This window comes from Acidiphilium iwatense (assembly GCF_021556475.1).
GTDB lineage: Bacteria > Pseudomonadota > Alphaproteobacteria > Acetobacterales > Acetobacteraceae > Acidiphilium > Acidiphilium iwatense.
On the sequence record NZ_JAKGBZ010000002.1, the window covers coordinates 48,908 to 61,814 of the forward strand.

General features: G+C 63.8%; 10 protein-coding genes. 4 read left to right on the forward strand and 6 right to left on the reverse strand.

All coding sequences use genetic code 11. The annotated features are described in order from the left end of the window. Positions 1-413 precede the first annotated feature (413 nt). Positions 414-1,616 (reverse strand): ROK family transcriptional regulator, encoded by a 1,203-nt coding sequence (locus tag L2A60_RS01675; protein ID WP_235702633.1) that lies wholly within the window; start codon positions 1,614-1,616, stop codon positions 414-416. A gap of 434 nt (positions 1,617-2,050) precedes the next feature. Here L2A60_RS01675 and L2A60_RS01680 point away from each other — a divergent pair, with 434 nt between their 5' ends. After that, positions 2,051-3,469, forward strand: coding sequence for a hypothetical protein (locus L2A60_RS01680; RefSeq protein ID WP_235702634.1), 1,419 nt, complete (start codon positions 2,051-2,053; stop codon positions 3,467-3,469). A gap of 118 nt (positions 3,470-3,587) precedes the next feature. On the opposite strand, the gene L2A60_RS01685 is transcribed toward L2A60_RS01680, so the two are convergent. The 3 genes from L2A60_RS01685 to L2A60_RS01695 form a co-directional block, all read right to left on the reverse strand. Further along, positions 3,588-4,061 (reverse strand): M20/M25/M40 family metallo-hydrolase, encoded by a 474-nt coding sequence (locus L2A60_RS01685; RefSeq protein ID WP_235702635.1) that lies wholly within the window; start codon positions 4,059-4,061, stop codon positions 3,588-3,590. Between the two features lie 217 nt (positions 4,062-4,278). Next, positions 4,279-5,076, reverse strand: a complete 798-nt coding sequence (locus L2A60_RS01690) for an ABC transporter ATP-binding protein (protein ID WP_235702636.1) — start codon at positions 5,074-5,076, stop codon at positions 4,279-4,281. Positions 5,077-5,080: 4 nt separating this feature from the next. Next, positions 5,081-5,962 carry an ABC transporter permease gene (locus L2A60_RS01695; RefSeq protein WP_235702637.1) on the reverse strand — a complete coding sequence of 294 codons (882 nt, stop codon included), beginning with the start codon at positions 5,960-5,962 and terminating at the stop codon, positions 5,081-5,083. A 270-nt stretch (positions 5,963-6,232) separates the two neighbouring features. Here L2A60_RS01695 and L2A60_RS01700 point away from each other — a divergent pair, with 270 nt between their 5' ends. Then, a complete protein-coding gene (locus L2A60_RS01700) occupies positions 6,233-7,627 on the forward strand; it encodes a selenium-binding family protein (protein WP_235702638.1) in 1,395 nt (464 codons plus the stop codon). Beyond that, entirely contained in the window at positions 7,624-8,307 is a 684-nt protein-coding gene (locus L2A60_RS01705) for a hypothetical protein (RefSeq protein WP_235702639.1), read from the forward strand. Before L2A60_RS01700 ends, L2A60_RS01705 begins: the two co-directional genes overlap by 4 nt. 7 nt (positions 8,308-8,314) lie before the next feature. Here the strand turns inward: L2A60_RS01705 and senA are convergent, their stop codons facing one another. Next, the gene (senA, locus tag L2A60_RS01710; RefSeq protein ID WP_235702640.1) at positions 8,315-9,622 is read right to left on the reverse strand and encodes a selenoneine synthase SenA; all 1,308 of its coding nucleotides are present in this window, start codon (positions 9,620-9,622) and stop codon (positions 8,315-8,317) included. Positions 9,623-9,658: 36 nt separating this feature from the next. Between senA and senB the strand changes: the two genes are divergently transcribed. Continuing rightward, positions 9,659-10,621 carry a selenoneine biosynthesis selenosugar synthase SenB gene (senB, locus tag L2A60_RS01715; RefSeq protein ID WP_235702641.1) on the forward strand — a complete coding sequence of 321 codons (963 nt, stop codon included), beginning with the start codon at positions 9,659-9,661 and terminating at the stop codon, positions 10,619-10,621. Here senB and selD read toward each other — a convergent pair. Continuing rightward, positions 10,605-12,872: a selenide, water dikinase SelD gene (selD, locus tag L2A60_RS01720; protein WP_235702642.1), complete on the reverse strand. Its 2,268-nt coding sequence runs from the start codon at positions 12,870-12,872 to the stop codon at positions 10,605-10,607. The two genes, senB and selD, sit on opposite strands and share 17 nt — an antisense overlap. Positions 12,873-12,907: the final 35 nt, after the last annotated feature.

Below are 12,907 nucleotides of genomic sequence, written 5' to 3' on the forward strand. Positions count from 1 at the left end.
CAGGCGTCTGCCCGCGCCGCCAGAGCAAGAGCGGCAAGGCCATCGTCGCGTCACTTCCCCTTGACAGGGTTGATGGATTTATTATTCTAAAATACGAAAAATAAAGAATTGAAATTCCGAACGAGGCCGGGTCGATCTTGCGCGGCATGTGAAGCGCGGTTTGTTCGGCTGCACGGCGCCTTAGCTCTTTGTAAATTTGCAACACCTGAAGATCTTTTCAGACCCATCCCGATTGTTCCGAAAAACATGCTTGACCCTGCTGCGGGGCGGCGTGATTTTGCAACAAAATTGCAAATAAAAATCGCAACTTGGATCGTTCGGTCGCGGATGCGGCCGGCGGCCAAACCGGGGGAACCATATTGGGCGGCTTCGAATACGGGCGGTTATTGGCCGATGGGCATGCGGGCGGAACGCTATTTCGTCCGTCGCCCGGATTCGCGCGGATGGCCAAGCCGGACCGGAGGATCGTCGAGAAATTGTTGCAGCGCCAGCGCGATACCCCCCATCGGCGCGGCGTGGTCGCCCATCACCGAAACCACGAGTTCGACATCGTGCCGGATCGCCGCCAAGGCGTTCTCGTCCAGTGCCCGTGCGGCGGCCGGCAGCAGGAACGGCGCCAGCCTGGCCAGGCTGCCGCCGAGCACGACACGGCGCGGACTCATGATGTTGATGAGATTGGCGAGGCCGAGGCCGAGATGCGCGCCCGCTTCGGCGAGCACCGCAAGGACGGTCTTGTCGCCATCGCGGCAGGCGGCCAGAACCGCATCGACATCCCGCGCGGGGTGGCCCTGCGCGGCAAGTTCCGCCAGAATCGCGCGCTCGGAGGCATAGGCCTCGAAGCAGCCATGCCCGCCGCAGCCGCAAAGCCTGCCGCCCGGCACGATCTTCATATGGCCGATCTCGCCGGCAAGCCCGTGCGGGCCGCGATAGAGTTCACCCATGAGATGAAGCCCGCCGCCGATGCCCGACCGGCCCATCACGTAGACGAAATCGGTGATGTCGCGGCTCGCGCCGAACAGATGCTCGGCAAGCGCCGCGGCCTTCACGTCGTTCTCCAGCCGGATCGGGCATTTCAGGCTCTGCCGCAGACCTGCGGCGAAATCGAGATCGCGCCAGCCGAGATTGGGTGCGAACACCACCTGACCGTCGAGCGAAACCAGGCCCGGCAGCGCGATGCCGACCCCGAGAAGCGTACTGCGCCGCGCACGAACCATGCGCAGCGCGCTAGCAAGCCCGGCACGCGCCGCTTCGCGCGCCGCTTCAGGATCGAGGCTGCCGGGAACGATGAGATCGGCGCAGCGCGCGCCGTCGATCGTGGCGAGAACGATGCGGATCGCGTCGGGTTCGATGCCGATGCCGGCAAGATAGCCGGCGCGCGCATCGATGCTCAGCGCGGAGGTCGGACGGCCGGCGCGGCCGGTGGGCGCGTCGATCACCCGGCGCACGATACCCGCGGCTTCGAGATTGTTGATGATGATCGAGATGGTCGCCGGATCGATTCCCGAGACGTGCGAGAGTTGCTGCTGCGAAATCCCGGCATTCTGGCGAATGATGTGGAACAGCCTTCCGGTATTGATGCGCCGGATCAATGCGGAATTGACGCGCGGCTTGGTCATGCCGGGCCCCTGATCATCATGTTTGCCATGTTACTCCGGCGGCCGCGGCCTTGCCAGCACGATTTCGTATTGACACCAATCACGCTCCTCTTTATGGGTTTATTAAAGAGTAAAAATAATTCGCGCAAGCGGGCCATTCCAATCTCGCTGTGCAAACCGACTGGAAAAGGAAACCCAAGAGTGAGGCAGGAACTTTGTCTCGCCGTCCCTTTTGCCGCCGACGATATGGGGCCGCGTTCAGGCGTTGGGCGCACGTTATCATGCGCCGATCGTGCCGAGAGGCCGTTCTACCCTCGCGCCGGGCGGAGTCGTCATCGCGGCAATCGCATTTCTAACAAAAGGAACCAGGATCGCCGACACAGTGATAACAGCACGTTAAACTTGACATCAACCGAACAAGAGAAGGTAAATCTCGTTCAATCTGGGAGACTAGAATGCTGAAAACACAACAGCGCTCCCGCCGCCTGCCCGGCGGCGTTACGCGTACATTCGGCTTTGCCGCGGCGCTCATGGTATCGACCATGTTCCTGGCACCGGCGGCGAGCGCTCAAAGCCTGGAATCCGCTCTCCAGCAGACCACGTTCTCAGGCATGGTCGGGGCTCTCAACTTCGACTATCTCAACCATGGCCATTCGTCCAAGGATAATCATGCCTTCGCGGTCGGCGGCCATCTCGTCGCGCATACCGGCTCGTTCGAGGGTTTCAGCGTCGGACTCGGCGGTTATACGGCCCAGTCGCTCGGCATCTACAATAATTTGCGCGGTTCCACGGAGCTGACAGGCAATTACCACAGCATCCAGTCCTTCCGTCAGGCCTATCTGCAATATCAGAACGACACGGTGGAGATCCGCTTCGGCCGGCAGCTGATCAACACGCCCTGGGCCAACCCGGACTACTATACCTTCAACCCCCGCGCCTTCATGGGTGTGGCGGGCAAGGTCGATGTCATCGGCGGCAAGAGCGGAGGCGTCGATGCCGGCCCTCTGCAACTGAGCGGCAGCGACGCGAAGTTCAGCATATTCGCCGCACGGATGTTCAATTACGACAGCCGCTACAGCAGCAGCTTCATTTCCGGCAACCGCTACACGAGTGCGCCGACCAACGGCTTCATCACGCTCGGCGCGCTCTTCCAGGACGATTTTCAGGGCAACCATATCACCGTCCAGGGCTGGTATTACGATTTCTACCACTTCGCCCAGCTCTTCTACGGCGAAGCGGACGTGACCCATCCGATCTCGCCGAACACCTCGGTCCTCGGCGCGGTGCAGATCGTCTCCGAAGGCAATTCGTCAGGCGACGGCGTTTTCCAGTTCACCGACGGTAACGCCAACTCGGTCGATGCCCATATCTATGGCGGCAAGCTCGGAATGTCGTTCGGAAACGACACGGTCGCGCTGGTCGGCGATTACAGCCCGGTCAACTACAACTCCTACCGGCATGGCGGCCTGGTGCATCCCTATAACGACCTCACCGGCACCGACTTCACCGACACGATGCAAGCCGGCCTTGAGGATCTCGGACCTGGCTATGCCTACGGCATCACGTCGAAATTCGGCTTTCTGAACAACAAGCTGGGTCTCAGCGCCAATTACATCCGTTACGTCGCCCGCTACGGTTTTGGCGGTTCCACCTATTCCTACAATGGTCCTTACGGGTTCCCGGTCGGGACTCCGATATCGAACCAGAAGCTCTGGGCCTTGCAGGTCGGCGCCTCCTACGATCTGTCGTCGATTCTGAAGGGGCTCTATGTCGAGGACGACACGGATATCGAGGTCGCCGAAAATCGTGGCGATATCGGGCCGTATCACAATCCGTATTTCAGCAACCGCTTCTACTTCAAGTACCGGTTCTGATGTCGGGAGAGCGTGACCGGCTTTAGCCGGCCACGCTCTCCTTTGGTTTGACAGGCAAATTGGCCAATTCTGGTTGAACGGAATGGTTCGGTCGGAAGCGGAGGTGGCTGGATCGTCTTTATTGCAGTCGAAACCCCTCGATCAGCGCCGCCAGAAGTGTGGTGCGGCGCGGAATTTCCGCCATGACGACGTGTTCGGTTCGCGCATGGGCACCGCCGCCAACCGCCCCGATGCCATCCAGCACGGGAACACCCAGAGCGGCACAGAAGTTTCCGTCGCTGCCACCACCGACGAAAGCCTCGCGCAAATCGATGTCAAGTTCCTTGGCAATTTCTTGTGCTTTTTCGAACAATGCCGCGATCTGCGGCGTGCGTTCCATCGGCGGCCGGTTGGTTCCTCCGGCAATTTTCAGCCGCGCTTTCGGATTCCGTGCCGCGAGGCCCAGAACCGCCCGCGTGATGCGGTTCATCTCCGGTTGGGTCGCCCCGCGAACGTCGATCCCGGCGCGAGCATAGGCCGGTACGACATTCCGCCGCGTGCCCCCCTCGATCAATCCGACGCTCGCCGTCGTGCCGCTGTTTCGATCCGACATGGCCTGAAGCGCCAGGATTTGACCGCGCGGACGACACCGGCCGGGCTGACTTCGGCACGCGCGGCGATATCTTCGATCCGGCTCCACGCGCTCTCGCCAATGTGCCGGGAAAAGCCGGTGCCGTCGACGCCTGCGCTCTGGCCTGCCAAGGCCCTGGCGCTGCTTCGTCAGGGAAATCTGGTTTAATCCGCCGAAAGGCGACGCGAGCCGCGCGACGTCAGAATACGGGGTTCGTCGCAAGCAGGCTTTTGGTTTTCTCGATTTCCTCGAATTGCTGCGGCGGCAGATATTGCGCCAGGACCTCCATCGGGCTGCCCTCGGCGCGGACGCGCCCCTGATCCAGCCAGATCAGGCGCGAGCACCATTGCGCCAGAATCCCGGCCTGATGGCTGGCGAGCACCAGAATATCCGCGTGGCGCACCATCGCCTCGACCCGGTGTTTGGCCTTGTCCATGAACCCGGCGTCGCCGGCCAGAATCCATTCGTCCATGATCAGGATTTCGGGATGCACGGCGGTCGCCATCGCGAAAGCCAGCCGCACGACCATGCCTGAGGAATAATTGCGCACCGGCAGGTCGAGAAACTGGCCAAGCTCGGAGAAATCCTCGACATCGGCTTCCAGCCGGGCGATGTCGGCTTTCCCCATGCCCAGGAAATAGCCGCGCAGCCGGATATTTTCCCAGCCCGTCAGATCGAGATTCATTCCCTGGCCGGGATCGAGCAGGGAGGTCAGCCGCCCTTCCATCGACAGCGACCCGGAAGCGGGCTGATAGATGCCGGACAGCGTCCGCAGCAGGGTGGTCTTGCCGGAACCGTTCGAGCCGACGAGCCCGAGCCGGTCGCCCGAGCGCATGGTGAAGGAAATATCCCGCAGCGCCTGCACGACCAGGCGTTGCCGGTCGTCCTTGGCGAACCGGCCCGAGGCGCGGCCCAGAACGGTTTTCTTCAGCGAGCGGTTGTCGCTGTGGTAGAGCGGAAACGCCACCGACAGACCAAAGGCGGTGAGATAGGTCATCAGGCTAGACCCAGTATGCGATGCGGCCGCGGGTACGGGCGAAACCAACCGTCGCGACCAGGATCAGCACGCCGGAGACGATCAACGCCTTCCAGACCATATCGAGCGTCATCGGGGTACCAAGCAGCGGCCCGCGAACAATTTCGAGAAGATAATAGAACGGGTTGAATCGGATCAATAATTCGCCTTCCGGGTGCTTTTCCAGCAGGCTAGCATACCACATGATCGGGGTGACGAAAAACGCGATCTGCATGACCGACATGATGATCTGCGGCACGTCGCGGAACCGGGCGCAGAAGGCGCCGAACAGGATGGACATCGCGAAGGCGTCGATCAGCCAGAGCAGGAAGCCGGGAATCGCCCACAGCGAATAGAGCGACATGGACACGCCCATGATCGCGAACACGGCGACCACCACGATGATGTTGTGGGCCAGAATGATGGTGTTGCGGATCACGCTGCGCGCGGCATGAACCGTGAACGGCATCCGTATCCCCCGGATCATGGACTCTACCTGGCTGAAACAGGTGCAGCCGTCGGAGACCAGCATGTTCAGATAGTTCCACAGGATAATCGAGACGGTCAGATAGGGGAGATAGGTATGGATATCGGTGTGAAACAGGTCGGCGTAGAGAAACGCCATCGCCCCGATCATGATCGCGGTTGACAAAGTGAGCCAGAACGGCCCCAGCGCGGAGCCGCGATAGCGCAGCCTGATATCCGAAAACGCCAGCGACCAGGCGAGGCGCCACAGCTTCACGCCGCCCCGCAGATCGGTGCCGGCGAGCTGGAACCGCTGAATCCAGCCGCGATCCGCCGAGAGGGTGAACAAAGGCTGGGTTTCCGACGCCCGGATCGCGCGCTCGGTCGCCGGTAGATCACTCATGGTCACGTCTGATCACGTCCTTGAATTGGTGCGCCGCGCATCCGATCGGCCAACCCGTTGAATATGCACAGCCCGCGGGTTCTACCCATAGAGTCGGACGATAAAAAGAGCCATGACCGACATCTGACCATATGTTCATGAACGCGATATGGTGGCTGCGCCGCGCCCGGCAGCCCTGTCCGGTGGAAATAGCTTCCCCGGCCCGAGGATTCACGGCTACAAAAGCATGGATAACACCGGGGGAACGCGGATATGAGCAGTATGGTTCAAATGAGGCCCGATCCGACCTTCTATCCGTCGGCGAAGCTGGCGATGGAGGCGGCGCGCGAAACCATCGGCTACGTCGCCTTGCTGAGCAAGGACAAGAACGCGGCCGATGCGCTGGCGGTGGTCGATCTCGACCCCGCATCGTCCCGGTTCGGCACTATGCTCAACACGCTGGTGCTGCCCCATATCGGCGACGAACTGCATCATTACGGGTGGAGTGCCTGCAGCGCGTCCCTGTGCCCGACCAGCGGTCATGCGTTCAGCGAACGGCGCTATCTGGTGGTACCGGGGATACGCTCGTCGCGCATCTACATCATCGACACCAAGCCGGACCCGCGCGCGCCGAAAATCGTCAAGGTGATCGAGCCGGACGAGGTCAGGCGCAAGACCGGCTATTCCCGGCCGCACACGGTGCATTGCGGGCCGGAGGGGGTCTATATCAGCACGCTCGGCGGCAAGGGCGTCAACGGCGATGAAAGTCCGGCGGGCGTCTTCATTCTCGATTGCGACAGTTTCGAGATTCGCGGGCAGTGGGAAATCGACCGTGGCGACCAGTTTGCCCATTACGATTTCTGGTGGAACATGCCGCACGACTACATGGTCTCGAGCGAATGGGCGCTGCCGCCGCTGTTCGAGAACGGCGTGGTGCCGGAAGCGCTGATGGGCGGAAAATACGGCCACAAGCTGCATTTCTGGGATCTGCGCGGCCGCCGGCACATCCAGAGCATCGATCTCGGCGCCAACCATCAGATGGCGCTCGAAATCCGGCCGGCGCACGAACCGACCAAGGATTACGGGTTTCTCGGCGTGGTGATCGACAACACCAATCTGGAAGGCTCGATCTGGACCTGGTGGCGCGAGGGCGGCAAGTTCCACGCGAAAAAGACCGCGATCGTTCCGCCGCAGCCGGCCGACCCGGCGCTGCTGCCCGAGCTGCTGAAGCCGTTCGCCGCTGTGCCGCCGCTGATCACCGATATCGATCTCTCGCTGGACGATCGGTTTCTCTATGTGGCGTGCTGGGGAACCGGCGAGTTGCGCCAATATGACGTGAGCGATCCGATGGCGCCGAAACTGGCGGGGACGGTGAAGCTCGGCGGCATCGCGGCAAACACCGAACACCCCTCGGGCGCGGCGTTCCACGGCGGCCCGCAGATGGTCGAGATCAGCCGCGACGGCAAGCGGGTCTATTTCACCAATTCGCTGTACAGCACGTGGGATACCCAGTTCTATCCGCGCGGCGTGCCGGGGCAGATGGTGATGTGCCATGCCGACGCTGCCGGCGGCTTCAGGCTCGATCCGAATTTCAGGATCGAGTTCGGCGCCGGCTATGGCGCGCATCAGGTGCGGCTCGAAGGCGGCGATTGTTCGACCGAGAGCTTCTGTTTCGCCTCCGCATGAGCGGGGTTTCGATGATGAACCAGGCCCTGCCCTGGCTGATGGCGATCGGGATGGGGGTGTATCAGGGGGTCAATCCGCCGGTCGGCTGGCTGCGCGCGGTGGCGCGCGGGCTGGAAACGAACTCGACGCGGGCGATCCTGCTGAGCACCGCGGCGCTCGCGTTCGGGCATTTCCTGTCGATGATCGTGTTGCTGGCGCCGGTCTCGGTCGTCATCGCCGTGCTGCTCGCGGACCGGCTATCGATGATGACGCTGATGCAGGCGGGGTCGCTGGCCGGTTTCGGACTGATCGGCTTCGGCCTCTATAAAATCCTGCGGCCGCGCCATCCGAAATTCCTCGCCCGGATCAGCCCGGACCGGCCGGTGCGGTGGGCGTTCTGCATGGGGCTCACCCATTGCGGCTCGCCGGTGATGATGGCGCCGATGCTGATCAACCTGATCCTGGTGAGCGCGTGGGTGGCCGCACCATCCACCGTCGCCCCGATTTTCGGCGCCGTCCTGATCGCGCTGGCGGTGAGTGCGGCGATGGCCGTCCCGCTGTTTCTGACCGGATCGGCGGTCGCGATCGCGGTGGTCCGCCGGTTCGGACTGCGCGCGATCACGCGGTACTGGGTCAACCTCGATCTCGGCTGGGCGGTGATGTTCATCCTGATGGGAATCATGGGCCTGACGATGGGGTGAGGTGAGATCAGTCTCGCGCGCAGCTCCGAAATCCGGCCATGATGTCGCGCCGCTCCGGGGTGAAGAAATTGCGATAGGTGTTGGCGATCATCCGGCCGCGGGTCGCCCAGGCGCCGCCGCGCAGAACCTTGCGCGAGCCGAACCACGGCGCCGAATAATCCTCGTAGATGTCGGGAGCGAAGCCCGGATAAGGCGCGAACGATGTCGCCGTCCACTCCCAGACATTGCCGAGCATCTGGCGACACCCCCATGCGCTGTCGCCCTCGGGATGCGCCGCGACATCGACGGTGCCGAGCACACGCCCGTCGAGATTGGCGTGGCGCGGGCCGGGCGCCGCGTCGCCCCAGGGATAGCGGCGCTTGCGTGGGGCGAACCCCCCGGCGCCGGGTTCGGTCGCGGCGGCAGCCTCCCATTCGGCTTCGTGCGGCAGCCGCCGCCCGGCCCAGTTGCACCACGCCTCCGCCTCATGCCAATTGACATGGATGACCGGCCGGTGCGGAAGAAGGCCGATCGTGCGATCGAACTGCCGCTCGCTCCAGCCATCTTGCTGCGCGACCCAGTAGAGCGGATGATCAGCCTCGGCCGCTTCGCGCCAGCGCCAGCCCGCATCGCTCCATAAGGCGCGGCGTCGATAGCCGTCATCGGCCACGAATTCCAGGAATTGGGCGTTGGTGACCGGCGCGCAGCCGATGCGGAACGGCTCCACGGTCACCGGATGCGCCCATTTTTCGTTGTCGAACACGAAGTCTGCGCCGGGCGCCGCGCCGAGAGAAAAACTGCCGCCCGCCACCGCGACGTCGCCGTCGAGCAGTCCGGCATCGATGTCGGTGGGCGGACCGGCCGCAAGGGTCGCGAATTCGGGCGCCTTGTAGCCAAGCGTCTGGCGCGAATAGGTGAACGCCTCGCCGTGCATGTCCTCATGATAAGTTGTCAGAAGATAAAGATACGCTTCCTCCGCACTGGCGGCGCCGCCGTTCAGCCGGTTGACCATCGCATCCAGCACCCGCGCCAGGTAATCGAGCGTGCCCTGAAGCGTGGGCAGCGGCAGATCCCACCGTATGTCGTGCGGGACGGTCGAGGAGTTGTAGAGCGCATCGGCGGCATCGAGGCGCTGCGTGCGGTCGCCCAGGGTCCGCAGCGCGAAATGCTCGTGAAACCAGGCGAGGTGGCCGATCTCCCAGAGTAGCGGATTGACGATGTCGAGTGGCGGTCCCTTAAGCTGGTCGGCGTTGAGCCCGTGCACCAGTTCGAGCGTGCGGGCACGGGCGTCCACAAGGCAATCGATGAGGTGAGCGGTGGGGACAGGATCGGTCATAGCGTCTCTTTGGGCGTCTCTTTGTCCGAGCGATCGATGAAGATTAGCCTGATCACGCCGGCCCGCCAACACGCGCGCACCGGCAACCGGACCACAGCGATGCGTTGGGCGCACATTCTGCGCGGGATGGGCGCGCGCGTGACCGTAAGCACCGCCTATGCGGGCGAGAACGCGGACCTGATGATCGCGCTCCATGCGTGGCGCAGTGCCGACAGCATCGGCGCGTTCCGGGCGCGGTATCCCGATCGCAAGCTGGTGGTGGCGCTGACCGGGACCGATATCTACCGCTTTCAGCAAAGCGATCCCGAAACCACGCTGGGTTCGATGGCGATGGCGGATGCGCTGGTCGGGCTGCACGATCTGGTCGCCGACGCAATCCCCGCCCGGTTTCGGTCGAAGGTCAGAATAATTTATCAGTCGGTCCCGCCACTATCCCGCCGCCTGCCGCCGCTGCGGGGGGTTTTCGAGGTTCTGGTGATCGGTCATCTGCGCGCGGAAAAGGACCCGATGCGCACCGCCCTCGCCGCCCGCGCGCTGCCGGAGTCCTCACGTATCCGCATCGTCCACCTCGGCATGGCGCATGATGCGGACTGGGCCGAGGCGGCGCGCGCGGAAATGACGGTCAACCGGCGCTATGTCTGGCGCGGTGAGGTGCCGGGCTGGGCGGTCCGTCGCGCGCTCGCCCGCGCCAAGCTGATGGTGTTGAGTTCGGTGATGGAGGGCGGCGCCAATGTCGTCTCCGAGGCGCTGGTCGCCGGGGTGCCGGTAATCGCGTCGCGGATTGCCGGCTCGGTCGGGCTGCTCGGCGGCGACTATCCGGGCTACTTTCCGGTTGGCGACACGGCGGCGTTGACTGGATTATTGCGCCGTGCCGAGAGCGATCCGGGCTTTCTCGACGATCTCCGCGCCCGGTGCGGCGCGCGCGTACCTTTGTTCGACCCCGCGCGGGAACGCGCATCCTGGCAAACGCTCCTCGCGCAACTCACCGGCAAAGCGTGATCGGTTCGAGGGCGTCGCCCTGCGGCATGACGGTGCCGATGATGGCGGCGCGATCGTAGCCGAGGGTTCCGAGTTCGGCGAGGCACGCCTCCGCCTGCTCGGCCGGAACGCTCGCCAGAAGGCCGCCCGCGGTTTGCGGATCGAAAATGAGCGGAAACCGCTCATCCGCCGAGGCGGTTTCGATGTCGCGGATCGCGCGGCGCAGCCGGACATTCTGCGGCTGGAGAGAGCTGAAAATGCCCATCCGCACCGTGTCCAGCGCGCCGTCGAGGAACGGCAGGGACGCAAGATCGAGCGTGACATCGACCGATGATGGCCTGGTCATCTCGATCAGATGACCAAGCAGCCCAAAGCCGGTCACGTCGGTGCAGGACGTCGCCCCATGGTGGTGCAGACAAGCCGCACCCGCGCGGTTGGACTGGACCATGCTGACCAGCGCATCGTCGATCCAGCGCCCCTTGGCCTTCATTCGCATATCCGCCGCGAACAGCGTCCCGGTGCCAAGCGGCTTGGTCAGGATCAAGCGGTCGCCCGGCCGCATTCCGCCCTTGCGCATCAACCGCGCGCGGTCGGCCAGACCGTTTACGGCAAAGCCGAGACTGAGTTCGGCGCCTTCGCTGGTATGGCCGCCGACCAGTGCGCAATCCGCTGCGTTCAGTACCTCGATCGCCCCGGACATGAGCTGGAACAACTGATCCTCGACCTGCGCCTCCAACCCATAGGACACCGTGACGATGGCGAGCGCCGATTGCGGCTCGCCGCCCATCGCGAAAATATCGCCCAGGCTGTGATTGGCCGCCACTTTCCCGAAAATATACGGATCATCGACGAAGGCGCGGAAATAATCGACCGTGTGGATCATCATTTTGCCCGGCGGCACTTCGACCACGGCGGCGTCGTCGGGCGCGTCGAGCCCGATCAGGATGTCGGGCCGGCCGATCGGGCTCAACTGGCCGAGCACCCGGCTGAGCACCGTGCTACCCACCTTGGCACCACACCCGCCACAGCGCATGGCGATGGCCGAGATCTCGCCGAGTGCCGCGGCATCGGCGAGCCCGGTGGCAAATTCAGGTGGCTTGGCCACCGCCATGTCCGGCAGTTCGGAAAATTTGCGCATGAAGCGCCGGTCGATCCAGTCCTTCCATTGCCACATCGACCGCCCTTCGCGTGACCATCGGCCGCGCGAGGCGACGGCGTATCGATCGCCGGTGGAAATCAGGCTGAGGAACCGGCGTTGCGGGCGAAACGGGCGGAGCGTCCGCCCGAGCAGCGAGCGGCGCAGATTGAGCGCCAGCGGCGCGCCCTGGCGCACCGCGAACACGCCGGATTTCGGCCGGGGATGCCGGATCACCGCGGCAATGTCCCCGGCGGCGAACACGCCGGGATGCGAGACCGATTCCAGGGTTTCGTTCACTTCGATGAAGCCCTGAGCATCGAGGCTCAGGCCCGATGCGCGCAGCCAGGGCGCCGCGCCCGCGCTCGTCACCCACAAGATCTCGTCCAGATCATAGGTTTCGCCGTTCGCCCGGCGCAGCCGTCCCGATGCAACCTCGGTGATCGCCTGTCCGGTCAGCACCTGGACGTTCCGTTCCCGCAGCACGCGCTCGAAACTCCGCCGTGCGCCCGCATTATGGCCCGGAAGAATCTCGTCCGCATTGCCGAAAAGATAATAATCCAGATGATCGTCCGGCCGCCCGCCTTCCGCCAGCAATGCGCGCAGCCGATGTTGGGTCGCCAATAATATTTCAACCCCGCCGGCGCCGGTGCCCACCACGCCGATGCGCACCCGATCGCGGGTTACCAGAACCCGCTCGCGCAGCGCCTCCCACTGGGCGATGAACCGGCTGATCGGCTTGACCGGCACCACATTGCCGGCGGCGCCCGGCACGTCGGCGGTGCGCGGTGTCGAACCGATGTTGATCGAGAGAACGTCGAACCGGACCGGCGGCCGGTTGCGGCACAGAACCACTCGACCTTCAAGGTCGAGCCCCGTTACCTCGTCCTGATAGAAACGCGCCCCCGCGAACCGGCAAAGCGGGCCGAGATCGATATGCGCCTCGTCGAAGGCATAATGCCCGGCGATCAGGCCCGGCAGCATGCCGGAATAGGGTGTCTGGGCGTCCTGGCTGATCAATGTCAGGCGCACGCCCGCCAGTTTGTTCATGCCGAAGCGCTTCAGCACCGCGACATGGCTGTGGCCGCCGCCGATCAGCACAAGGTCCTTGAGGATCGCCGCATCGCCGCTCTGCATGACGGTGGTTTGTTATCGTCTGGCGGAACCGCCGT

Bases quoted from the DNA above. Each gene is read 5' to 3' on its own strand.
- L2A60_RS01680 (WP_235702634.1), top strand. From the start codon at position 2,051: ATGCTGAAAACACAACAGCGCTCCCGCCGCCTGCCCGGCGGCGTTACG.
- senA (WP_235702640.1), bottom strand. From the start codon at position 9,622: ATGACCGATCCTGTCCCCACCGCTCACCTCATCGATTGCCTTGTGGAC.
- L2A60_RS01675 (WP_235702633.1), bottom strand. From the start codon at position 1,616: ATGACCAAGCCGCGCGTCAATTCCGCATTGATCCGGCGCATCAATACC.
- L2A60_RS01695 (WP_235702637.1), bottom strand. From the start codon at position 5,962: ATGAGTGATCTACCGGCGACCGAGCGCGCGATCCGGGCGTCGGAAACC.
- L2A60_RS01690 (WP_235702636.1), bottom strand. From the start codon at position 5,076: ATGACCTATCTCACCGCCTTTGGTCTGTCGGTGGCGTTTCCGCTCTAC.
- senB (WP_235702641.1), top strand. From the start codon at position 9,659: ATGAAGATTAGCCTGATCACGCCGGCCCGCCAACACGCGCGCACCGGC.
- L2A60_RS01700 (WP_235702638.1), top strand. From the start codon at position 6,233: ATGAGGCCCGATCCGACCTTCTATCCGTCGGCGAAGCTGGCGATGGAG.
- L2A60_RS01705 (WP_235702639.1), top strand. From the start codon at position 7,624: ATGAGCGGGGTTTCGATGATGAACCAGGCCCTGCCCTGGCTGATGGCG.
- L2A60_RS01685 (WP_235702635.1), bottom strand. From the start codon at position 4,061: ATGTCGGATCGAAACAGCGGCACGACGGCGAGCGTCGGATTGATCGAG.
- selD (WP_235702642.1), bottom strand. From the start codon at position 12,872: ATGCAGAGCGGCGATGCGGCGATCCTCAAGGACCTTGTGCTGATCGGC.